Origin of the sequence: Pantoea eucrina (genome assembly GCF_002095385.1) — a bacterium.
GTDB lineage: Bacteria > Pseudomonadota > Gammaproteobacteria > Enterobacterales > Enterobacteriaceae > Pantoea > Pantoea eucrina.
Genome location: NZ_MIPP01000036.1, coordinates 17,115 through 39,584, shown reverse-complemented (window position 1 = coordinate 39,584; position 22,470 = coordinate 17,115). Strand labels below are relative to the sequence as shown.

The window sequence follows — 22,470 nt, the reverse complement described above, 5'->3', positions numbered from 1 at the left end:
TGCGCGCGTCACGCTGGTCTCCGGTCCGGTCACGCTGGCCGCCCCCCGCCGGCGTGCAGCGTATCGACGTGACGACCGCGCTGGAGATGCAGGCGGCGGTCATGGCGCAAATCGGCCAGCAGCATATCTTTATTGCCAGTGCCGCCGTGGCGGACTATCGCGCGGCAACCGTTGCAGCTGAAAAAATGAAAAAACAGGGTGACGACGATAACGTCACGCTGCAGCTGGTGAAGAATCCGGACATTGTCGCCGGCGTGGCGGCACTGCAGGAGAATCGTCCCTACGTGGTGGGATTTGCCGCCGAAACCCGGAATGTGGAAGAATACGCGCGGCAAAAACGCGTACGGAAAAATCTGGATCTGATTTGCGCTAACGATGTCGCGCAGGCGGGTCAGGGTTTTAACAGCGACACCAATGCGCTTCACCTTTTCTGGCAGGAGGGAGAAAAACGCTTACCGCTCAGCGATAAGTCGCTCCTTGGCCAACAGTTAATAGACGAGATAGTCAGCCGTTATGATGAAAAAAATAGACGTTAAAATTCTTGATGCGCGCGTTGGCAGCGACTTTCCGCTGCCCGCTTACGCCACCTCTGGTTCTGCAGGTCTCGACTTACGCGCCTGCCTTGATGAGGCACTGGAGATCGCGCCAGGTATGACTACCCTGGTACCAACCGGCCTCGCCATCCACATCGCTGATCCGACGCTGGCCGCGGTGATCCTGCCGCGCTCCGGCCTGGGCCACAAGCACGGTATCGTGCTTGGTAATCTGGTCGGCCTGATCGATTCTGACTACCAGGGACAGCTTATGGTTTCAGTCTGGAACCGCGGTCAGGAGCACTTTACCCTGCAGCCGGGCGATCGTCTGGCGCAACTGGTGTTTGTGCCGGTGGTACAGGCGGAATTTAACCTGGTCGAAGATTTTGACACCAGCGATCGCGGTGCAGGCGGTTTTGGCCACTCTGGCCGTCAGTAAGTTACCACTCTTCATTTAGCCATCTTGTTAACGCATGTCGCTGCAGGTAATTACCTGCGGCAGACAGGCAGGTATTGCCTGTATTTAATGAATTTCAGGGGTGTTGAAGGTCATGGCAGAGAAAAAAGTCGCGAAAAGGAATCGTCGCGAAGAGATTTTGCAGACGCTGGCGCAGATGCTGGAGTCAGGGGATGGCACCCAGCGAATTACCACCGCCCGGCTGGCCGCTAACGTAGGCGTTTCCGAGGCGGCCCTCTACCGCCACTTCCCCAGTAAAACACGGATGTTTGACAGTCTGATTGAGTTTATCGAAGAGAGTCTGATTACCCGCATCAATCTGATCCTGAATGACGAAAAAGAGACCACGACACGATTGCGTCTGATTGTGCAGCTGATCCTGGGATTTGGTGAGCGTAATCCGGGGCTGACGCGTATTCTGACCGGCCACGCGCTGATGTTTGAACAGGATCGCCTGCAGGGACGTATCAACCAGCTGTTTGAGCGCATTGAAACGCAGATGCGTCAGGTAATGCGCGAAAAGAAAATCCGTGACGGAGAGGGGTTCCGGACAGATGAGGCCCTGCTGGCCAGCCAGCTGCTGGCGTTTTGTGAAGGCCTGCTGTCGCGCTTTGTCCGTTCTGAGTTTCGCTACAGTCCGACCGCGGAGTTTGACAGCCGCTGGCCGCTGATAGCCGCGCAGCTGATTTAACCTCTTGCCTGCCGGGCCAGGCGTGCATCAGCGCGCATGCTGCGGCCGTCACTGATGGCGGCCGCAGCGCGGTTTCAGATACCGTATTCGTTACGGTAAGCGCGTACCTTCGCCAGATGGTCTGCCATCTCCGGCTTCTCAGCCAGATAATCAATCAGATCGCTCAGGGTAATAATGGCGGTAACCGTACAGTGATAGTCGCGCTCGACTTCCTGAATCGCTGATATCTCCCCGCGCCCGCGCTCCTGGCGATCGAGTGAAATCAGGACGCCAGCCAGCGTGGCATGATGCGCGCTGATAATGTCCATCGATTCGCGAATCGCCGTACCGGCGGTGATCACATCATCAACCAGCATCACTTTGCCTTCCAGCGGGCTGCCCACCAGCAAACCGCCTTCACCGTGATCTTTTGCTTCTTTACGGTTAAAGCAGTAGGGCACGTCGCGATCGTGATGGTCGGCCAGCGCCACGGCGGTGGTCGTGGCGATGGGGATACCTTTATACGCCGGGCCAAACAGCAGGTCGAAACTGACACCGCCGTCAACCAGCGCCTGCGCATAGAAACGCCCCAGCAGGGCCAGATCGCGTCCGCTGTTAAACAGGCCGGCATTAAAAAAGTAGGGGCTTTTTCGCCCCGACTTCAGGGTAAACTCACCAAATTTCAGCACCCCTTTATTCAGGGCAAATTCAATAAACTGACGCTGCCAGGCTTTCATCTCTCACTCCTCAAATAAAGAAAAGGCGACCCGGAGGTCGCCTTAGTACATCAACTGGATAGCGCAGCCTTCTGCGCCTGAATCAACTGTTCAATCCCGCCTCGCGCCAGCGCCAGCAGTGTTAATAGCTCCTCGTGGCTGAACGGCTCGCCTTCTGCGGTGCCCTGCACCTCAATCATGCGGCCATCTTCCATCATCACCACGTTCATATCCGTTTCCGCTGCGGAATCTTCAACATACTCCAGATCGCACAGCGCCTCGCTGCCAACGATACCGACGGAGATAGCGGCTACCATGCCTTTCAGCGGGCTACTCTTCAGTTTACCTGCGGCAACCAGCGCATTCAGCGCATCCGCCAGCGCCACGCAGGCGCCGGTAATTGACGCGGTACGCGTGCCGCCGTCCGCCTGAATTACATCGCAATCCAGCGTGATGGTGTATTCACCCAGCGCGGCGAGGTCAACCGCAGCACGCAGCGAGCGGGCAATCAGACGCTGGATCTCCAGCGTACGGCCACCCTGCTTGCCTTTGGCCGCTTCGCGCGCCATGCGGCTGTGAGTTGAACGCGGCAGCATGCCATATTCTGCGGTTACCCAGCCCTGACCTTTACCCTTAAGAAAACGCGGCACGCCTTCCTCGACGGTCGCGGTGCAGAGCACTTTGGTTTCACCAAATTCAACCAGAACCGAGCCTTCGGCGTGTCTGGTGTAGTGACGGGTAAGGGTAACGGGGCGCACTTCAGAAGTGCTACGGCCTGCAGGACGCATAGGTTCTCTCCGGCTTGCTTGAGTTTGGCTGCGCATTATACGGACTTCAGCCGCAGCTGTCCCGCGCGCGTGGAGCAGATCGACGATTCTCTTTCTGCTCAGCGGACAGCGGCGTAGACCAGCGTATCGATGCGGGTAGTGGTTTTGGCGTTAAAGCGCGTACGATACCGGTCGCGCGCGCGCTCAATCACGGCAGAAAAGGCGACATCCGGCGGATAGAGCAGCACTACAACCCGGCGCGCTTCTCCCTTTCCTGCGGCGTCATAGCTTGTCAGCGTATCGCCAAAGTGCGGCATCAGCTCCTCACGCAGAAACGGCTGCCATTCCCGCTCCGGCACTGCACTCAGCCACAGCGTGGTCTGCATCATCATCTCTCCGGCACCACACAGCGCCACCGGTGCGTTGTGCTGCGGGATCGGCTGCAGGCGCGCGGGTGCAGTCTGACATCCGGCCAGCAGCAGCAGTGCCACCAGGCTGCAAAAAGACTTATACGGAGTACGAAACAGATCGGACATCATCATCGCCGGGTAATATGCTCGCTCAGGATCAGTAGGCCTGCTCTAAACATAGCAGCGTTTTGCTATCCCTATCCCGCCGCACCGCACGCCGCTATAATGCGCAGAACATTCCCTGAAAGAGTACAAGCTTATGATCCGCAGTATGACCGCTTACGCCCGTCGCGAAGCCAAAGGCAGCTGGGGCAGCGCGACCTGGGAACTGCGCTCGGTGAACCAGCGCTATCTGGAAACCTATATTCGCCTGCCGGAACAGTTCCGCGGCCTGGAGCCGGTGATCCGCGAGCGCATCCGCACCCGCCTGACGCGCGGCAAAATTGAGTGCCATCTGCGTTTTGATGCCGATCCGGGCGCACAGGGCGAGCTGCAACTGAACGAAGCGCTGGCAAAACAGCTGGTGCAGGCTGCCAACTGGGTAAAAATGCAGAGCGATGAGGGTGCCATTAATCCGCTGGATATTCTGCGCTGGCCGGGTGTAATGTCAGCACCGGAGCAGGATCTGGACGCCATTAATGCTGAGTTGCTGACGGCGCTGGATGGCGCGCTGGATGACTTTATCGAAGCGCGTGAAAGTGAAGGTAACGCGCTGAAGAGTCTGATTGAGCAGCGTCTTGCGGGCGTATCGCAGGAAGTCAGCAAAGTACGTGCGCAGATGCCGGACGTGCTGAAATGGCAGCGCGAACGCCTGGTGACCCGGCTGGAAGAGGCAGAAGTTCAGCTGGAGAATAATCGTCTGGAGCAGGAACTGGTCATGATGGCCCAGCGCGTTGACGTGGCGGAGGAGCTGGATCGCCTCGACGCGCATGTTAAAGAGACCTACAACATCCTGAAGAAGAAGGAAGCGGTCGGCCGTCGCCTCGACTTTATGATGCAGGAGTTTAACCGCGAGTCGAACACCTTAGCCTCTAAATCGATCAATGCAGATATCACCGCTTCAGCCATTGAGCTGAAGGTGCTGATTGAGCAGATGCGCGAGCAGATTCAGAACATCGAATAACGTTTCATCTGCCAGCCTCAGTAGCATCTCTGCCTGAGCCCGCAGCAGCGGGTTCAGGCAGCAACCCTTTCGCTAGACTATTTTTTATCTTTTGCAATGTAAGCATTGTGCGTGCAATGATGTACAGCTGTGTCTGCTGCTGACCTGTCCTGACATATCTGCGGTATCTTCAGCATTAATACTGCTATTTTATCTGATTGATTTTACTTAATTAATAGAAAAGTCATCCTTCCTGCAGCCGGTAATGTCCCAGGTTCCATAAATTCCATCAATCCTAAAGATACTAAAGTTAGCAGAATTCCTAAGGCACTATTTGCTAAAGTGCCGGTCGTAATTACTACAGTTGTACCGCACCAGGAACCATGGACCGACTTCTTAGCGCGTTACATTTACTCTACCTATGAAGGTGCTATGAAGAAAACCGGACAGTTTCGCTCCACACTGCTGCATCCCCGTTACTGGTTTACCTGGTTCGGTCTGGCCGTGCTCTGGCTGCTGGTGCAGCTTCCCTATCCCGTTCTGATCCGTCTCGGGGCAACGGCGGGTAAACTCTCGCGCCATTTCCTCAAGCGGCGCGAACGCATCACCCGTCGCAATATTGAACTCTGCTTCCCGCATATTAATGAAGAAGAGAAAGAGGTCATGATTGCCGGCAACTTTGAGTCGCTCGGCATGGCGCTGGCGGAAACCGGTATCGCATGGTTCTGGTCAGATGCGCGGGTTCGTCGTCTGTTTGACGTCAGCGGCATTGCTAACCTGCAGAATGCGCAGAATCAGCAGCGTGGCGTGATGGTTATCGGCGTGCACTTTATGTCGCTGGAGCTGGGCGGCCGCATTACCGGTCTCTGTCAGCCAATGATGGCCATGTATCGTCCGCATAACAATCAGGCGATGGAGTGGGCGCAGACCAGAGGCCGTATGCGTTCCAATAAAGCGATGATTGACCGCCGCGATCTGCGCGGCATGGTGCAGGCGCTGAAGCAGGGCGAAGCCGTCTGGTTTGCACCCGATCAGGATTACGGTCCGAAAGGCAGCGTATTTGCACCGCTGTTTGCAGTAGAGAAAGCCGCTACCACGAACGGTACTTTTGTTCTGTCGCGTCTTGCGCGGCCCGCAATGCTGACGATTGTCCTGATCCGCAATCCGGATAAAACCGGATACCAGCTCATCATTCAGCCGGAACTGGAAGGCTATCCGCATGAAGATGAAGCCGCTGCCGCTGCCTATATGAACAGAGTGATTGAAAAAGAGATCCTGCGCGCGCCGGAGCAGTACCTGTGGCTGCATCGTCGTTTCAAAACGCGTCCGCCAGGTGAAGCCTCTCTTTACGTCTGATCTGCGCAATAACGGTCCGCATGCATTTCCTCTTTCGTGCGGACTGCCGCTCCGGTAATCAGGATCCACCCGCTGGCAGCATCCGCTGCCGGCTGCCCTGCCCCCTCACGTACCAGCCATCCTCCTGCCGGCGGCGCGGCTTCACCGGCCATAGCGCAAAAAACCTCTGCTGCACCACACTTTTTCTGTTGCGTCATAGGCAGCCCGGTCAGCTTCCGATAGGGTGAGTTCATTATGAATGACACTGCCTCAGGAGGCATTATGCTGCCCTCACAGACTCTCACGCTTACCGTGCCGCGTAACTGGCTGGATCTGTATGAAACCATCTGGCAACCCACCTGTTTTGCAAAATGGGTAAGCGACCTGAACGGCGCAACGCTGGTGCAGGAGGGACAATACTGGCGGGCAAAGCGCGGAGAGAATTCGCTGAAACTGCGTTTTACCCCGCATAATCCGTTTGGCGTTATGGACTACTGGACAGATAACGGCAGCGGTAAAGAGCGCTATATGCCGATGCGCGTGATTGCTAATGGCCAGGGAGCTGAACTTGTGGCCGTGCTCTACTGTCAGCCTTTTACTTCCGATGCGCACTTCGTGCAGGAAGTGGCGGCCCTGCGCGCCGACATGGAAAGATTACTTTATCTTTTAACTCACTAGAATCAAACGCTTACATAAATCCTGATTTCCCAGCCATTGCTGGGCGCAATTACAAAAAAAACTGCATTTTTTTTGCGCAGTACTCCTTAACTGTTTCGTGGTTTTTTCTCCGATTTCAGCACCGTATCCCCAGCCAGGCTAAAGCGTTGTTAACAGGAAAATTCCTGGCTGACCGTATGACGTAATCCTGTAAAGGTATTGATATAAAAAGATATTCATATCATTCGGAGGTCAGGCGCTGAGAGAAATAAGACAGTTTCCTGAAAATATTAATTAGTCAGAAACATCGCTGCTTAACTATTTTAATGCATAGTCTGAAACCATTAATTTCTAAAGTTTGTTTATAGGAATTTTCTCATGGTGTTAAATTAAATAAAAAACTGTATAACGTATTCACACACAGCAAGACTTAATAATAAAAACAGGGAAAAACATGGATCGCTCAACTTATCCTTTGTTGTCAGAAAAAGAATTCGTTGAGATTGCCAGACGGATGCTGGCCGGGGATTATAATAATACAAAAGGATTTTATAACGATCTCACGGATTTCCTCCGTACCGGAGGAGATACCGTGCAGACAAAAGAAATAATAAACGCCTGCGGTATTGCGCTATTTTCAGAACACCATTTGCTGCAGTGTATTTATAAATGGCAAAACCTGAAAGGTATCTCAGGATTGCGTCAGGATGTGCTGCACTAAGGTGCAGGGCGTGCCGCTTCTGCTCTGTACAACTCCTTAACTGTGATGGTACATGTACCATAATGAGCATACTGTGGCGATACGTGAAAGAGAGCTGTCCAGCGCCAAATGGTCGCTTCTCTCTTCAGCAAAAATTATTGGCATTGGCGTTTTACAATTGACGCTGCTGGCGCAGACTTTGCAGGCGAATGAATTAAACCTGCTGGTTATCGCCATACTGGCTCTGCTGGTTATCGATACACTTGCCGATCGCGGCTTTAATAATAAAATCATTCGCAAAATAAGCTTTAATAATAGCGAAATGTCCGTTCTTTACTGGGGAAGTATTTTTACCGGCTTATTTATTTTTGCAGCATTGTTTATTGGCAGTGACATTTATAGCGCTATAGCGCAGCAGCCGCAGCTTGCGGTTATGCTGGAGATGATGTCGGTAATATTTATTATTATCCCGCAGGGGCAGCACTACCGGGCTATCCTGCAGCGGGAAAAGCAGTTTACGCGTATCGCTTTTATCGAGATCACCTCGGTAGCAGCGGGCCTGGCGGCAACACTCTTTACGGTGTGGCTGATGCCGTCGGCGCTATGCGCGGTCTGGGGATACCTTGCGCTGGTCTCCGTCAGAATGCTGCTCTGTTGCTACTACGGTCGCGCCTGGTTCCAGCCTGCGTACCGTTTTAGCCTGAAAGAATTCGCCAGCGTGCGATCAAGAAACGGATAATAACAACAAGTCTGTATGGTGGGCTCTGGGCATCTGTCCGATGCGTTCGCGTGCTGGTTAACAGCACGCTTTTTTCTTTTCTGCGCTGCAGGCGATTTAATCGATCCTCGTCTGAAAACAGGCTTCCCCGCATCATATTTTTTTATCACAAATATTGACGCATTTTGTTTATCCCCTTCCCTGCCTGCCTTTTCTTAATCATCACATTATCTATTCTAATCTGACGCCGTTCAGTTGAAAAAATCTCAATAGTCTCTGCGCCGCGGAGGCTTTAGCCTTGCCGGCCAGACTGCTGGAGCCCCCCATGCTATTAACTGTTCTCTACCTTATCGGCATTACCGCTGAAGCGATGACCGGCGCGCTGGCTGCAGGCCGGCGCAAAATGGATCTGTTTGGCGTTATTATCATCGCTTCTGTCACCGCAATCGGAGGCGGCTCAGTGCGCGATATTCTGCTGGGTCACTACCCGCTCGGCTGGGTAAAGCATCCGGAGTACATCATGATTGTTGCGGCGGCAGCGGTGGTCACCACCTTTGTTGCACCGCTGATGAATCACCTGCGCAAAGTGTTTCTGGTACTTGATGCACTGGGCCTGGTGGTGTTCTCGATTATTGGTGCGCAGGTCGCGCTGGATTCCGGCCACGCGGCGATCATCGCCGCAATTGCTGCGGTCATCACCGGCGTATTTGGCGGCGTACTGCGCGATATGTTCTGCAACCGCATTCCGCTGGTGTTCCAGAAAGAGCTGTATGCCGGTATCGCCTTCGCGTCTGGCTGGATCTATATCCTGCTGCTGAAAACCTCGCTGGCGCATGAAGCGGTGGTCATTATCACCCTGCTGTTCGGTTTTGCTGCCCGCCTGCTCGCCCTGCGTTTCCGTCTCGGCCTGCCGGTCTTCAACTATCCCCATCCTGAACACTGAGGGAGCGGCCGGAATGCCCTGCTGCTGCAGAAACGCGATTAGCTCACGCAGCTGAGGCGTCTGCAGCATGGTGACCAGCCGCTGCGCCAGCACGTCGCCAACCCCCGGCAGCTGCTGCCAGTCCGCCTCGCTGCGCGCCAGCAGCGCTTCCCACTGCGTATCCGGCAGGGACGCAAGCGCCTGACGCGGCAGCGGCAGACCCAGCGCCGCGATCCAGCGTCGCAGCGGCTGCTGACGCGTCAGCCTGAAACTGAGCCAGATATGCTGCGCCCGCGCCGGCGATATGCCCTCCGCTGCGGCAATCTGCTCTGGCGTCAGCGTCAGCCATGAAAACAGGTGCGTCAGCGCACCGTGCTGCACCAGGCGCTGCCAGCTGCTGCGCTGCATACCGGCAATATCGAGTACTGTTTTCTGGCTCAGCCCGCTCAGGCGGGAAAGAAACTGCGCACGACAGGCAGGCGTAATATGCAGACAGCTGGTAGCGTGAAAATCATCACTGGCGGGCGGTTCCGGATAGTGGCGTTCCGCCACCCGCCAGATCACCCGCTCCAGACGCGGGATCCCCAGCCCGGCCAGCGTCAGCGTGACCTGATCGCCAGCTATCACATCCAGCGCGCGCCAGCGTGCAACAGAGCCGATGCTGATACGCCGGATGGTTTTATCCTCTGCCTGCACCGGCTGCAGGTTCAGCACCACCGCAACTTTCCCGGTGCGGCCAACGGAAAACGTAACGGCACGCACTTCGCTGCTGACTTCGGCAGGCTGATATTTCCATGCGGCGGACCAGCTTCCCTGTCCTGGCTGCCAGTCCCGGCCGGCAGCAGAAGGCGCAGCGTGGATCACCACGCCATCGGTGGCAAACGGCAGCGCGGCGCGAAACCAGCGCTCGCGCCACGCGGCAACCTGTTCTTCATCGCTGACCGGCTGGCTCCACTGCCGGGCAAGATCAAAGCCCCAGCGCGACAGCTGCGTAAGTTTTTCCGTCATCTCCGGTGGGCCGTCCGGCCACGCCCAGATAAACAGCCCGGTGCGTTTCAGCAGCGGACCGATCTCGCGCCGCATCATCGCGCCGGCCACCTGCGCCCGCGCATTGGCTCCGCCATCGCGCGCCTGCTGATGATCGGTCATCTGCAGAAACAGCTCTCCCTGCAGGACGACCTCCGCCAGCGAGGTCTCAATCCGCTGCGGAATAGCCGGAATATGCGCCGCTTTGTCGCGCCACTCCTCACCGCGCACGCCATCGCCACGGCTGATAAGCGACGTCAGCCTGCCGTGACGATAGAGCAGCGTGACGGCCACGCCATCGACTTTAGGCTGGACCCAGAGCGCGGATTTATGCTGCATCCAGTAAGCAACCGCCAGCCTGTCGCGCAGCTTGCGCACCCCGGTATGCGCAACCGGATGTGGCGCGCCACGGCTGGCTGGCAGCGCGGTTTCATGTACCGGTTCGTCGGGTACAAAGCAGCGCTGCCACTGCTGCAGCCGGGAAAGCAGACTGTCATAGTCATCATCGCTGACCAGCGACGCCCCCTGCTGGTAGTAAACGTTGTCCCAGTGACGCAACTGCTCCTGCAGGCGCGTTATCTCCTGCTGCGCCCGCACCGGCGACCAGACAGGGCACAGCGCTTTTCCCCGGCTTTCTGCATTCAGCAGGCAGAGACCTAACCACAGCCATCGTTTCATTGCCGCTCTCCTTTTTTGCTGATTGAAGCGTACGGCGGTGGCTCATAGCCAGTAGCCTGCGCAGAGTGTGGAATCGCGCTCGCGCACAAATCTGACGTTTTACTCTCTGTTACCGCGCGGTTTGCGCCTGTTCGCAGAAAAGAATTGCCTTACCTGCACGGCAAACGCTGCGTGGCGGCCCTAACCCGTGTATACTGTGCAGGAAATCGACTCCGCTCTTTACTCAATTCAAGATAACCATGGCTCAAGGCACGCTTTATATTGTTTCCGCCCCCAGCGGCGCGGGTAAATCCAGCCTGATTCAGGCGCTGTTAAAGACACAACCGCTCTACGACACGCAGGTGTCGGTATCGCATACCACCCGCGACATGCGGCCTGGCGAAGCGCATGGTGAGCACTACTTTTTTGTTTCCAAAACTGAATTCAAAAGCATGATTGCTGAGGATGCGTTCCTCGAGCATGCCGAAGTGTTTGGCAACTATTACGGTACATCTCGTGCCGCGATTGAGCAGGTTCTGGCCACCGGCGTGGATGTCTTTCTGGATATCGACTGGCAGGGCGCGCAGCAGATCCGCAGCAGAATGCCTGCAGCACGCAGTATTTTTGTCCTGCCGCCGTCAACCGAAGAGCTGGATCGCCGTCTGCGCGGCCGTGGTCAGGATAGCGAAGAGGTTATCGCCCGCCGCATGGCGCAGGCCGTGGCGGAAATGAGCCACTATGCTGAATACGATTACCTGATTGTTAATGATGATTTCGATCTGGCGCTGTCCGATCTGAAAACCATTATTCGCGCAGAACGTCTGCGTATGGGACGCCAGAAAGCGCGTCATGATGCTTTAATCAGCAAACTATTGGCAGTCTGAATTCAGTTTCAGTATTATGCCCAGTCATTTCTTCATCATCTGTGGAGTAGCACACCTATGGCACGCGTAACCGTTCAGGACGCAGTAGAGAAAATTGGTAACCGTTTTGACCTGGTGTTGGTCGCTGCACGTCGTGCACGTCAGATGCAGGTAGGCGGCAAAGACCCGCTGGTTCCGGAAGAGAACGATAAAGCCACCGTTATCGCCCTGCGCGAAATCGAAGAAGGCCTGATCACCAACCAGATTCTGGATGTGCGTGATCGTCAGGAACAGCAAGAGCAGGAAGCCGCTGAGTTGCAAGCCGTTACCGCTATCGCTGAAGGTCGTCGTTAACCGCACTCTGCAGGTCAACCTTGTATCTGTTTGAAAGCCTCAATCAGCTGATTGAAAAATACTTGCCTGAGGAGCAAATCAAGCGCCTCAAGCAAGCCTACCTTGTCGCACGTGATGCTCACGAGGGACAGACTCGCTCCAGCGGTGAGCCCTACATCACCCATCCTGTTGCCGTGGCCTGCATTCTGGCCGAGATGAAACTCGACCATGAAACGCTGATGGCCGCGCTGCTTCATGATGTGATCGAAGATACACCTGCCACCTATCAGGACATGGAACAGCTGTTTGGCAAGAGCGTGGCTGAACTGGTGGAAGGCGTATCCAAGCTCGACAAGCTGAAGTTCCGCGACAAGAAAGAAGCGCAGGCTGAAAACTTCCGCAAAATGATCATGGCGATGGTGCAGGATATCCGCGTCATTCTGATCAAGCTGGCTGACCGTACGCACAATATGCGCACGCTGGGCGCCCTGCGTCCGGATAAAAAACGCCGCATTGCGCTGGAGACGCTGGAGATTTACAGCCCGCTGGCGCACCGTCTTGGTATTCATCATCTGAAAACAGAGCTGGAAGAGCTGGGATTTGAAGCGCTCTACCCTAATCGTTTTCGGGTGATCAAAGAGGTGGTCAAAGCGGCGCGCGGTAATCGTAAAGAGATGATTCAGAAGATCCTGTCAGAAATTGACGGGCGTCTGCTGGAGGCGGGCATTCCCTGCCGCGTCAGCGGACGCGAAAAGCATCTTTACTCGATCTACCGCAAAATGCACCTCAAAGAGCAGCGTTTTCACTCGATCATGGATATCTACGCATTCCGCGTGGTGGTGAAAGATCTCGACACCTGCTATCGCGTGCTGGGTCAGATGCACAGCCTGTATAAGCCGCGTCCCGGCCGCGTCAAAGATTATATCGCTATTCCCAAAGCCAACGGCTATCAATCCCTGCACACTTCCATGATTGGCCCGCACGGCGTGCCGGTTGAAGTGCAGATCCGTACCGAAGATATGGATCAAATGGCAGAGATGGGGGTGGCAGCCCACTGGGCCTATAAAGAAGCGGGCGAAAGCGGCACGACCGCACAGATCCGCGCTCAGCGATGGCTGCAGAGCCTGCTGGAGCTGCAGCAAAGCGCCGGCAGCTCGTTTGAATTTATCGAAAGTGTTAAATCCGATCTGTTTCCGGATGAGATCTACGTATTTACGCCGGAAGGCCGCATTGTTGAGCTGCCTGCTGGTGCGACGCCGGTCGATTTCGCCTACGCGGTACATACCGACATTGGCCACGCCTGTGTCGGCGCGCGCGTCGATCGCCAGCCCTATCCGCTGTCACAGCCGCTGACCAGCGGACAGACAATCGAGATTATCACCGCGCCTGGCGCACGCCCGAACGCTGCCTGGCTCAACTTTGTGGTCAGCTCAAAAGCGCGCGCCAAGATCCGTCAGCTGCTGAAAAACCTCAAGCGTGAAGATTCCGTTAACCTCGGGCGTCGTCTGCTGAGCCATGCGCTGGGCGGCAGTAAAAAGCTGGCTGAGATACCGGCAGAAAACGTGCAGCTGGAGCTGGAGCGTATGAAGCTCGCCAGCATGGACGATCTGCTGGCTGAAATTGGTCTGGGCAACGCCATGAGCGTGGTCGTAGCGAAAAACCTGCTGCAGTCCGCTGCGGATGCGGCGCAGAGCAGCAAGCGCAGCAAAAAACTGCCGATTAAAGGCGCGGATGGCGTACTGATCACTTTCGCCAAGTGCTGCCGTCCTATTCCCGGCGACCCGATTGTCGCACACGTCAGCCCTGGCAAGGGTCTGGTCGTACACCATGAATCGTGCCGTAATATCCGTGGCTACCAGAAAGAGCCCGAGAAGTTTATGGCTGTAGAGTGGGATAAGGTAACCGATCAGGAATTCGTGGCGGAGATTAAGGTGGATATGTTTAACCACCAGGGTGCGCTGGCGAACCTGACCGCCGCCATTAACACGGCGGGATCGAATATTCAGAGCCTGAATACCGAAGAGCGCGATGGCCGCGTCTACAGCGCCTTTATCCGTCTGACTGCTAACGACCGCGTCCATCTGGCAAACATCATGCGCAAAATTCGCGTGATGCCGGATGTGATTAAAGTCCACCGTAACCGTAATTAATGCATGAATGCTCAACGTTTTGCCCGAATTCAGGAAATGCTGGCGCTGCGTCAGCACGATCTCACCGTCTGCATGGAGCAGGTGCACAAGCCGCACAATGTCTCTGCGGTGATCCGCACGGCAGACGCAGTGGGCATTCATGAGGTTCACGCCGTCTGGCCCAGCGTGCGGATGCGCACGATGGTTTCGGCCTCCGCAGGCAGCAACAGCTGGGTAAAAGTTAAAACCCATACGCACATTACGGAAGCGGTACGCCATCTGAAAGATCGCGGCATGCAGGTGCTCGCCACCCATCTTTCAGACAAGGCGGTCGACTTTCGCGCTATCGATTACACCCGCCCGACCTGCATTCTGATGGGTCAGGAAAAAACCGGCATCACCGCCGACGCGCTGGCGCTGGCTGACCAGGATATTATTATTCCGATGGTGGGTATGGTGCAGTCGCTGAATGTCTCTGTGGCCTCGGCGCTGATTCTGTATGAAGCACAGCGCCAGCGACAGAATGCCGGCATGTATCAGCGTAAGCACAGCCTGCTGGATGAAGAAGAGCAGCAGCGTCTGCTGTTTGAAGGCGGCTATCCGGTTCTCGCCCGCGTGGCGAAGCAGAAAGGCCTGCCCTATCCGCAGATCAACATGCAGGGTGGCATCGATGCTGATGCCAGCTGGTGGTCCGCCATGCAAGCCACGGGTCGGAAATGAAAGGCCGGCTGCTGGATGCCATACCGCTCAGTACCCTGACCGGCGTCGGCGCCAGCCAGGCCGCTAAGCTGGCCAGACTCGGCCTGTTTACTATCCAGGATCTGCTGCTGCACCTGCCCCTGCGCTATGAAGATCGCACCCAGCTCTACAAAATTAACGATCTGCTGCCTGGTATCTGGGCCACCATCGAAGGCGAAGTGCTGAACAGCGAAGTCACCTTTGGTCGCCGCCGCATGCTGGTATGCCAGATTGGTGACGGCAGCGGGATTGCCACTCTGCGCTTTTTTAACTTCACCGCTGGCATGAAAAACAGCCTGGCGCCGGGTCGCCGCGTCACCGCTTATGGTGAGATCAAGCGCGGACAGCGCGGCGCCGAAATTATCCATCCTGAATACCGCGTTCAGGGTGAGCAGGGCGGCGTTGAGCTGCAGGAAACCCTGACGCCGGTCTATCCCACCACGGAGGGGATACGTCAGGCCACGCTGCGCAATCTTACCGACCAGGCGCTGACTCTCCTGGAGAGCTGTGCGATCGCTGAGCTGCTGCCGTCAGAGCTGAGCGGCGGGCTGATCAGCTTGCCTGATGCGCTGCGCACGCTGCACCGGCCGCCACCCGATCTCCGGCTCAGCGAACTGGAAACCGGCCGCCATCCGGCACAGAAGCGATTAATTCTTGAAGAGCTGCTGGCGCATAATCTCAGCATGCTGGCCGTACGCGCGGGGGCACAGCGTCATCATGCGCTGCCGCTGACCCCCTGCCATACGCTGGTGGACAGGCTGCTGGCCGCGCTGCCTTTCTCTCCGACCGGCGCGCAGCAGCGCGTGGTAAAAGAGATTGAGCGCGATCTGGCTAATGACTATCCGATGCTGCGCCTGGTACAGGGCGATGTCGGCTCCGGTAAAACGCTGGTGGCGGCTCTGGCAGCGCTGAACGTCATTGCCCACGGCAAACAGGTGGCGCTGATGGCGCCGACTGAACTGCTGGCCGAGCAGCACGCTGCAAATTTCCGTCAGTGGTTTGCGCCGCTCGGCATCGAGGTTGGCTGGCTCGCCGGCAAGCAGAAAGGCAAAGCGCGCGAAGCGCAGCAGGCGGCGATCGCCAGTGGTCAGGTGGCGATGGTGGTGGGCACGCACGCGCTGTTTCAGGAGCAGGTGAAGTTCAGCGGCATGGCGCTGGTGATTATTGATGAGCAGCACCGCTTTGGTGTGCATCAGCGGCTGGCGCTGTGGGAAAAAGGCGAAGAGCAGGGTTTTCATCCGCATCAGCTCATTATGACCGCGACACCCATTCCGCGCACGCTGGCGATGACCGCCTACGCCGATCTCGACACCTCGACAATCGATGAGCTGCCGCCGGGCCGCACGCCGGTCACAACGGTTGCTATTCCGGACACGCGCCGCAGCGAGATTATTGAACGCGTAAAAAGCGCCTGCCTGGAGGGACGTCAGGCCTACTGGGTCTGCACCCTGATTGATGAATCGGACGTGCTGGAAGCGCAGGCCGCTGAAGCGACCTGGCAGGAGCTGAGCGTGGCATTACCCGATCTGCGCACCGGCCTGGTGCACGGTCGGATGAAGCCCGCAGAGAAGCAGGCGGTAATGGCCGCATTCAAAGCGAACGAGATCCAGCTGCTTATCGCCACTACCGTTATTGAGGTTGGCGTGGATGTCCCTAACGCCAGCCTGATGATCATTGAAAACCCGGAGCGGCTCGGTCTGGCACAGCTGCATCAGCTGCGTGGACGCGTTGGACGCGGCGCTGTCGCCTCACACTGCGTGCTGCTTTATAAAGCCCCGCTGAGCAAAACCGCTCAGCGTCGCCTGCAGGTACTGCGCGACAGCAACGACGGCTTTGTGATTGCGCAGCACGATCTTGAAATTCGCGGCCCCGGCGAGCTGCTGGGCACGCGGCAGACCGGCAACGCTGAATTCAGGGTCGCTGACCTGCTGCGCGATCAGGCCATGATCCCCGAAGTGCAGCGCGTGGCGCGCCATATCCATCAATATTACCCCGAACAGGCACAGGCGCTGATTGAGCGCTGGCTGCCGGAAACTGAACGCTACAGCCACGCATAGAGGCCGGTTTCAGGCGCGCCCTGCGCGCCCGCTGAAAAATTGTCCAGCCGGTAATCAGCCGCAGCGATGCAAACGATTGCTTTCAGCGGGCAACCGTTTAAAATCGCCACTTTGCTGTTACTGAGAGCCTGTCATGTCTGTTAATCGTGCCGAACCCCTTTCGCCCGCCAGTGCGTCTGCCACGACAAAAAGCGAACTGATTTATCGTCTTGAGGATCGTCCGCCGCTGCCGCAGACGCTGTTTGCCGCCTGTCAGCACCTGCTGGCGATGTTTGTCGCCGTGATCACCCCGGCACTGCTGATCTGCCAGGCGCTGGGGCTGCCGGCACAGGATACGCAGCACATCATCAGTATGTCGCTGTTTGCCTCCGGCGTAGCGTCGCTGCTGCAGATCAAAACATGGGGACCGGTGGGCTCCGGGCTGCTGTCGATTCAGGGCACCAGCTTTAACTTTGTTACGCCGCTGATTATGGGCGGTATGGCGCTGAAGAATGGCGGCGCGGATGTGCCCACCATGATGGCAGCGCTGTTTGGCACGCTGATGGTCGCCTCCTGTACCGAAATGCTGCTGTCGCGCGTGCTGCATCTTGCACGCCGGATTATTACGCCGCTGGTGTCGGGCATCGTAGTGATGATTATCGGTCTCTCACTGATTCAGGTCGGGCTGACCTCAATTGGCGGCGGCTTTGCTGCTATGAACGATCACAGCTTTGGCGCGCCTGGAAATCTGCTGCTGGCAGGTGCCGTGCTGCTGGTGATTATTCTGCTTAACCGTCAGCGCAACCCCTATCTGCGTGTGGCATCGCTGGTGATCGCGATGGCGGTGGGTTATGCACTGGCGTGGGGACTGGATATGCTGCCGGAGAGCGCGGCACCGGTAGAGCAGCCGCTGCTGGCTGTGCCTTCACCGCTCTATTACGGGCTGGGTTTTGACTGGAATCTGCTGATCCCGCTGATGCTGGTCTTTATGGTTACTTCGCTGGAAACCATCGGTGATATCACCGCCACCTCTGACGTTTCAGAACAGCCGGTCAGCGGCCCGCTCTATATGAAGCGCCTGAAAGGGGGCGTACTGGCAAACGGCCTGAACTCCTGCGTCTCTGCCCTGTTTAACACCTTCCCCAACTCCTGTTTTGGTCAGAACAACGGCGTGATCCAGCTGACCGGCGTGGCCAGCCGCTATGTAGGCTTTGTGGTGGCGCTGATGCTGGTGGTTCTCGGGCTGTTTCCGGCGGTCAGCGGCTTTGTTCAGCATATTCCGGAACCGGTGCTGGGCGGGGCCACTATCGTGATGTTCGGCACCATTGCCGCTTCCGGCGTGCGCATTGTATCCCGCGAGCCGCTTAACCGCCGCGCTATCATGATTATTGCGCTATCGCTGGCGGTCGGACTCGGTGTCTCTCAGCAGCCGCTGATCCTGCAGTTTGCGCCAGAGTGGCTGAAAACGCTGCTCTCTTCCGGTATTGCTGCCGGCGGTATTACGGCGATCGTGCTTAATCTTATTTTCCCGCAGGAAAAATAGCGCAGCAGGCAGGCGCCCGCCTGCCTGCTATTTATCCGCATTTTTCGCCAGACGGTTGAGCTGTAACGGTAATTCAGGCATAACAACCACTGACCGGACAACGATCGCGATGGATGAATGCAATGAAATTCCTGGGCAAGTTTTTCCTTACTCTATTACTGCTGATTCTGCTGCTGCTGGTGATCGGTTATGTACTGGTGCAGACACAGTGGGGTGCCGGCTGGTTTAGCCGCTGGGTAAGTGATAAAACTGCGTGGCATCTCTCCGTCAGTAAAATTGAGCACAACTTCTCTTCCCCTTCGCATATCGTGCTGGATAATTTCAGTTTTGGTCACGATGGCCAGCCTGCGGTTGTCGTGGCTAAACGCATCGATCTGGGCCTGGCGATGGTGCAGTTCAGCGACTGGCTTCATTTTGACAGCATTGAAATTCATGAAGGGGAGATCAATCTCGCTAATCAGACGCCATCCACCACGCTGCCCGTTCAGGCCAACCGCCTGCAGCTGCGCAATGTGCGCCTGGAAAGCCCGCGCACGGCGCTGCCGCTCTCTGCCCGCGGCGTCAATGGCGGTATTGTTCCATGGAAACCTGTATCCGCCGATATGCTGGGCAGTGACGCACAGTTTCAGATAAGCGCCGCGCAGCTGACGCTGAACGGGCTGGCCGGTGATAACGTGCTGCTACAGGGCAACGTGGCGCAGCGCCGCCTGCAGCTCACCACGATAGGTGCGGATATCGCCCGGGGATCGGTGACCGGTCGGGCAGAGCGTGACGACCAGGGTAACTGGAGCATTGATCAGCTGCGCCTGAATGATATCCGTCTGCAGACCAGCCAATCGCTGAATGATTTCCTGCGCCCGCTGCTGACGGCCCCTGCGGTCACAATTAACCGTCTGGATGTCACCGACGCCCGGCTGCAGGGACCGGACTGGGCGGTCACCGACCTCGATCTTACGCTGCGGGACATTACCCTGCGCAACGGCGACTGGCAGAGTAACGAAGGCTATCTGGCGATGAATGCCGGCAACTTTATCAATGGCAGCCTGGCGCTGGATGATCCTATCGTTAATGCAGAGTTCTCGCCTGAAGGCGTCAGACTTACGCAGTTCAGCTCCCGCTGGGTTAACGGTATTCTGCGCGCCAGCGGCAGCTGGACGCGCAGCAACCGGCAGCTGACGCTGGACGATCTGGCCGTGGCCGGACTGGAGTATACGCTGCCGCAGAACTGGCGCGAGCGCTGGCAGGCCGCCCTGCCCGCCTGGCTTGACAGCGTGCTGGTGAAGCATGCCACCGCCAATCGTAACCTGATCATCGATATCAACCCGGCGTTTCCTTTCCAGATGACGGCGCTGGACGGCTCTGCGGATAATCTGCTGCTGGCGCGCGCACATCAGTGGGGGATCTGGTCGGGCAAAGCGAGTCTTAACGCGGCAGAAGCGACCTTTAACCGTACCGATCTGCGTCATCCCTCAATAGCGCTGACGGCAGATGAGCAGCAAATCCAGATAACAGAAATGAGCGCTTTTAACGGCAATGGACTGCTGGAGGCGACGGCAACGGTAGGCCAGAGCGCCGAACGTCCGCTGACGCTGAGCCTGAAGGGCCAGGCGGTGCCGGTCAACGTACTGGAAAACTGGGGCTGGCCAGCGCTGACGCAGAGCGGTGACAGTAATCTGCAGCTGCAGCTTAAGGGGTCACTGCGCGCCGGTACGCCGCTGCGTCCGGGCATTTCGGCAGACCTTTCCGTTACCACCGACGCCGGCTCGCTGCAGCAGAGCATGCGTAACGGGCAGACAGATTAAGAACGGCAGGCCGATCGCGTTGTTGCCGCGCGATCGGCTGCACCATCCTCAGTTTATCAGCGCGCCGGAGCCACCCGCTTCGAGTGGACCATGCTGGTCCGCAGGCAGCACAATATAGACGCCCTCAAATACTGCGCCCGGCTCTTCATTTCCGTACAGCTCAACCTCCAGCTGCACGCGCGCCTTGCGCCCGCGCGCGAGGCGGTCGAGATCGCCGCTCAGCGAGCCGAGATCGGCAGTGGCGCCGGGCCGTCCGCTGATCGGTTTGCTGTAGCGGATATGCGCATCCGCCAGAATGATGGTTCCGCCCAGATGACGTTCGCGCAGCAGCAGCCAGATCAGTCCCCAGCCGGTCAGCGTGGCCAGCGAGAAAAGACTGCCGGCAAACAGCGTATGGTGCGGATTCTGATTGCCGGTCTCCGGCATGGTGGTGACAAATTTCTGCCCGGTATATTGCAGGATGCGCACGCCCATCTTCTCACTCAGGGGAATATGCTCATACCACGCCTGCTGGAGCTGGCCGCACCAGTCGGCGCGATGCAGAATATCATCCAGCGTCACCACCGGTTTGATCATCAGAAAATGGCGCACCGGCGTGGTCTGCGGTGCGGTGATTTCACCCTGATTGATAAAACCCAGCTTGGCAAAAAACTCCACGGCGTCTTCGCGCGCGCTGCAGGTTACGCGCTTGGCGCCTTCCTGTCGCGCCACGGACTCCAGCGTCATCGCCACCAGCGTCCCGAGCCCCTTGCCCTGTACCGACGGGTGCACGGCCAGAAAGCGAATAGCTGCTTCATTCTCTGCGTTGATATAGAGGCGGCCTGCGGCAACCGGCTTGCCCTGCTCATCCACCACCATCTGATGGTGCGCCAGCGCGTCCCAGGCATCCCGCTCTGAGCCCTGCGGCTGGCGCAGCGGCTTGCGCAGCATTTCCCAGCGGAACTGGTAATACATGTCCAGCTCTTCGGCCGTCTGAGGCACTCGAAGATGATACATAAAATGATTCTCCCGTTCGGAGCCAGCGTGGCCGATCGCCTGCCGCCCGGCTGCCGATCTCACACCTGCAACCAGAAAGTGACCGGACCGTCGTTAACCAGTGAAACCTGCATATTGGCCGCAAAGCGACCGCTGGCGGTTGTGATACCGCTGGCCCGGCAGCAGTCGCTGAATACGTTATAAAGCCGCTCCGCTTCTGCCGGTACGGCACCGCCGGAAAAGGAGGGACGCATGCCCTTACGGGTATCTGCCGCCAGCGTAAACTGCGAAACCACCAGCACGCTGCCGCCAGCCTGGTGCACATTCAGATTCATTTTGTCATTCTCGTCACCGAAAACACGGTAGCCGAGCACTTTATCGCAGAGCCGCCGGGCTTTTTGATCATCATCCTCTTTTTCCACGCCCAGCAGCACCAGCAGTCCGGCGCCAATCTCACCAATGACCTGGTTGTCGACCGCCACACTGGCGGCACTGACGCGCTGAATTAATGCAATCATGTTTCCTCACGGGATGGTTCATGTTCCTGCTGCTTTAGCTGGCGATAGTCATTCAGGGTGACGGTGACTTCCGCTCCCAGCAAAACAATACACCACGTCCAGTAGACCCACAGAAACAGAATCGGGATAACGGCCAGTACGCCGTAAATTAACTGATACGAGGGAAACATCGTAACATAGAGCGCAAAGCCTTTTTTACCCAGCTCAAACAGCAGGCCTGCCACCACCGCCCCGGTGAGCGCATCGCGCCCCGGCACGCGCCGCGTTGGCACCACGCTGTAAAGCAGCCAGAACGCCAGAATGGAGAGCACCAGCGGGAAGATACGCAGCGCCTGGTCGATCAGGCTGGTAACGCCGGTGACATTGACCCAGCGTAGCGACAGCAGATAGGAGCTAATCGCCAGGCTGGCGCCAGCCAGCAGCGGGCCGAGCGTCAGGATCATCCAGTAAACGGCAAACGAATAGATCATCGGACGCGGCGAATTGCTGCGCCAGATGGCGTTCAGCGCGCTGTCAACGGAGTGCATCAGCAGCAGCGCCGTGACAATCAGCCCTACCGCGCCTACCGCCGTCATTTTATTTACGTTAGCGACAAACTGGTCAAGGTAGCGCTGGATCACGTCGCCAGCTGCCGGCATAAAGTTGGTAAAGATAAAATTCTTGAGCTGTACGCTGATGTCGGAAAAAACCGGGAACGCGGCGAACAGCGCGAAGATCACCGCCACCAGCGGCACCAGCGCCAGCAGGGAGACGTAGGCAAGATTCCCCGCCTGCGTGGTCATGTTATCTTCGTCGATGCGCCGCCACAGCAGTTTCAGCCACAAAAAGAACGCATGCGCCCGGTGGCGCAGAGTGTTAGCCAT

The 22,470-nt window shown here is 57.2% G+C and carries 21 protein-coding genes and 2 pseudogenes; 16 read left to right on the top strand and 7 right to left on the bottom strand.

From position 1 onward, the window contains the following. From HA43_RS14545 to slmA, 3 genes and pseudogenes are all read left to right on the top strand, one after another. Positions 1–536 (top strand): annotated as a pseudogene (locus tag HA43_RS14545) (phosphopantothenoylcysteine decarboxylase domain-containing protein); the annotation flags it as partial. Next, entirely contained in the window at positions 514–972 is a 459-nt protein-coding gene (gene dut / locus HA43_RS14540) for a dUTP diphosphatase (protein WP_039381277.1), read from the top strand. The pseudogene HA43_RS14545 and the gene dut, both read left to right, overlap by 23 nt. A 112-nt stretch (positions 973–1,084) precedes the next feature. Continuing rightward, a complete protein-coding gene (gene slmA / locus HA43_RS14535) occupies positions 1,085–1,681 on the top strand; it encodes a nucleoid occlusion factor SlmA (protein ID WP_094111963.1) in 597 nt (198 codons plus the stop codon). A gap of 74 nt (positions 1,682–1,755) precedes the next feature. On the opposite strand, the gene pyrE is transcribed toward slmA, so the two are convergent. The 3 genes from pyrE to HA43_RS14520 form a co-directional block, all read right to left on the bottom strand. After that, positions 1,756–2,397 carry an orotate phosphoribosyltransferase gene (pyrE, locus tag HA43_RS14530; RefSeq protein ID WP_039381285.1) on the bottom strand — a complete coding sequence of 214 codons (642 nt, stop codon included), beginning with the start codon at positions 2,395–2,397 and terminating at the stop codon, positions 1,756–1,758. A gap of 50 nt (positions 2,398–2,447) precedes the next feature. Next, on the bottom strand, positions 2,448–3,164 hold the full coding sequence (gene rph, locus HA43_RS14525) for a ribonuclease PH (RefSeq protein WP_094111962.1): 717 nt from the start codon (positions 3,162–3,164) through the stop codon (positions 2,448–2,450). A gap of 98 nt (positions 3,165–3,262) precedes the next feature. Then, positions 3,263–3,685 (bottom strand): DUF3574 domain-containing protein, encoded by a 423-nt coding sequence (locus HA43_RS14520; protein WP_094111961.1) that lies wholly within the window; start codon positions 3,683–3,685, stop codon positions 3,263–3,265. A gap of 127 nt (positions 3,686–3,812) precedes the next feature. Here HA43_RS14520 and HA43_RS14515 point away from each other — a divergent pair, with 127 nt between their 5' ends. The 6 genes from HA43_RS14515 (at position 3,813) to HA43_RS19235 (ending at position 9,008) form a co-directional block, all read left to right on the top strand. Next, positions 3,813–4,676, top strand: a complete 864-nt coding sequence (locus HA43_RS14515; RefSeq protein WP_039381293.1) for a YicC/YloC family endoribonuclease — start codon at positions 3,813–3,815, stop codon at positions 4,674–4,676. A 411-nt stretch (positions 4,677–5,087) separates the two neighbouring features. Further along, complete coding sequence (gene lpxP, locus HA43_RS14510) at positions 5,088–6,011, top strand: kdo(2)-lipid IV(A) palmitoleoyltransferase (RefSeq protein ID WP_094111960.1); 924 nt, start codon at positions 5,088–5,090, stop codon at positions 6,009–6,011. Positions 6,012–6,272: 261 nt separating this feature from the next. After that, the gene (locus HA43_RS14500) at positions 6,273–6,668 is read left to right on the top strand and encodes a polyketide cyclase (protein ID WP_071668653.1); all 396 of its coding nucleotides are present in this window, start codon (positions 6,273–6,275) and stop codon (positions 6,666–6,668) included. A 433-nt stretch (positions 6,669–7,101) separates the two neighbouring features. Then, positions 7,102–7,368 carry a hypothetical protein gene (locus HA43_RS14495; protein ID WP_071668654.1) on the top strand — a complete coding sequence of 89 codons (267 nt, stop codon included), beginning with the start codon at positions 7,102–7,104 and terminating at the stop codon, positions 7,366–7,368. A 73-nt stretch (positions 7,369–7,441) separates the two neighbouring features. After that, positions 7,442–8,086, top strand: a complete 645-nt coding sequence (locus tag HA43_RS14490; RefSeq protein WP_169713306.1) for an oligosaccharide flippase family protein — start codon at positions 7,442–7,444, stop codon at positions 8,084–8,086. Positions 8,087–8,390: 304 nt separating this feature from the next. Further along, entirely contained in the window at positions 8,391–9,008 is a 618-nt protein-coding gene (locus HA43_RS19235; RefSeq protein ID WP_071668661.1) for a trimeric intracellular cation channel family protein, read from the top strand. Here HA43_RS19235 and ligB read toward each other — a convergent pair. Further along, positions 8,955–10,691, bottom strand: a pseudogene (gene ligB, locus HA43_RS18905) (NAD-dependent DNA ligase LigB); the annotation flags it as partial. The gene HA43_RS19235 and the pseudogene ligB overlap by 54 nt on opposite strands. 239 nt (positions 10,692–10,930) lie before the next feature. Between ligB and gmk the strand changes: the two are divergent. The 7 genes from gmk (at position 10,931) to HA43_RS14445 (ending at position 20,114) form a co-directional block, all read left to right on the top strand. After that, positions 10,931–11,554, top strand: a complete 624-nt coding sequence (gene gmk, locus HA43_RS14475; RefSeq protein ID WP_039381313.1) for a guanylate kinase — start codon at positions 10,931–10,933, stop codon at positions 11,552–11,554. Between the two features lie 57 nt (positions 11,555–11,611). Beyond that, positions 11,612–11,887, top strand: coding sequence for a DNA-directed RNA polymerase subunit omega (rpoZ, locus tag HA43_RS14470; RefSeq protein WP_013511051.1), 276 nt, complete (start codon positions 11,612–11,614; stop codon positions 11,885–11,887). 20 nt (positions 11,888–11,907) lie between these two features. After that, entirely contained in the window at positions 11,908–14,016 is a 2,109-nt protein-coding gene (gene spoT, locus HA43_RS14465; RefSeq protein WP_039381317.1) for a bifunctional GTP diphosphokinase/guanosine-3',5'-bis pyrophosphate 3'-pyrophosphohydrolase, read from the top strand. Positions 14,017–14,019: 3 nt separating this feature from the next. Continuing rightward, positions 14,020–14,715, top strand: a complete 696-nt coding sequence (gene trmH, locus HA43_RS14460; protein WP_039381320.1) for a tRNA (guanosine(18)-2'-O)-methyltransferase TrmH — start codon at positions 14,020–14,022, stop codon at positions 14,713–14,715. Then, positions 14,712–16,790, top strand: coding sequence for an ATP-dependent DNA helicase RecG (gene recG / locus HA43_RS14455; RefSeq protein WP_039381322.1), 2,079 nt, complete (start codon positions 14,712–14,714; stop codon positions 16,788–16,790). Before trmH ends, recG begins: the two co-directional genes overlap by 4 nt. 133 nt (positions 16,791–16,923) lie before the next feature. Beyond that, complete coding sequence (locus HA43_RS14450) at positions 16,924–18,312, top strand: nucleobase:cation symporter-2 family protein (RefSeq protein WP_039381325.1); 1,389 nt, start codon at positions 16,924–16,926, stop codon at positions 18,310–18,312. Positions 18,313–18,434: 122 nt separating this feature from the next. Next, the gene (locus HA43_RS14445) at positions 18,435–20,114 is read left to right on the top strand and encodes an AsmA family protein (RefSeq protein ID WP_039385670.1); all 1,680 of its coding nucleotides are present in this window, start codon (positions 18,435–18,437) and stop codon (positions 20,112–20,114) included. A 48-nt stretch (positions 20,115–20,162) separates the two neighbouring features. Here HA43_RS14445 and fabY read toward each other — a convergent pair whose 3' ends face one another. From fabY to HA43_RS14430, 3 genes are read right to left on the bottom strand one after another with little or no spacing between them, the layout of a single operon-like run. Next, positions 20,163–21,110: a fatty acid biosynthesis protein FabY gene (gene fabY, locus HA43_RS14440; protein WP_039381327.1), complete on the bottom strand. Its 948-nt coding sequence runs from the start codon at positions 21,108–21,110 to the stop codon at positions 20,163–20,165. A 59-nt stretch (positions 21,111–21,169) separates the two neighbouring features. Beyond that, the gene (gene dtd, locus HA43_RS14435) at positions 21,170–21,607 is read right to left on the bottom strand and encodes a D-aminoacyl-tRNA deacylase (RefSeq protein WP_094111956.1); all 438 of its coding nucleotides are present in this window, start codon (positions 21,605–21,607) and stop codon (positions 21,170–21,172) included. After that, positions 21,604–22,470 (bottom strand): virulence factor BrkB family protein, encoded by an 867-nt coding sequence (locus HA43_RS14430; RefSeq protein ID WP_094111955.1) that lies wholly within the window; start codon positions 22,468–22,470, stop codon positions 21,604–21,606. The genes dtd and HA43_RS14430 overlap by 4 nt, the downstream gene beginning before the upstream one ends.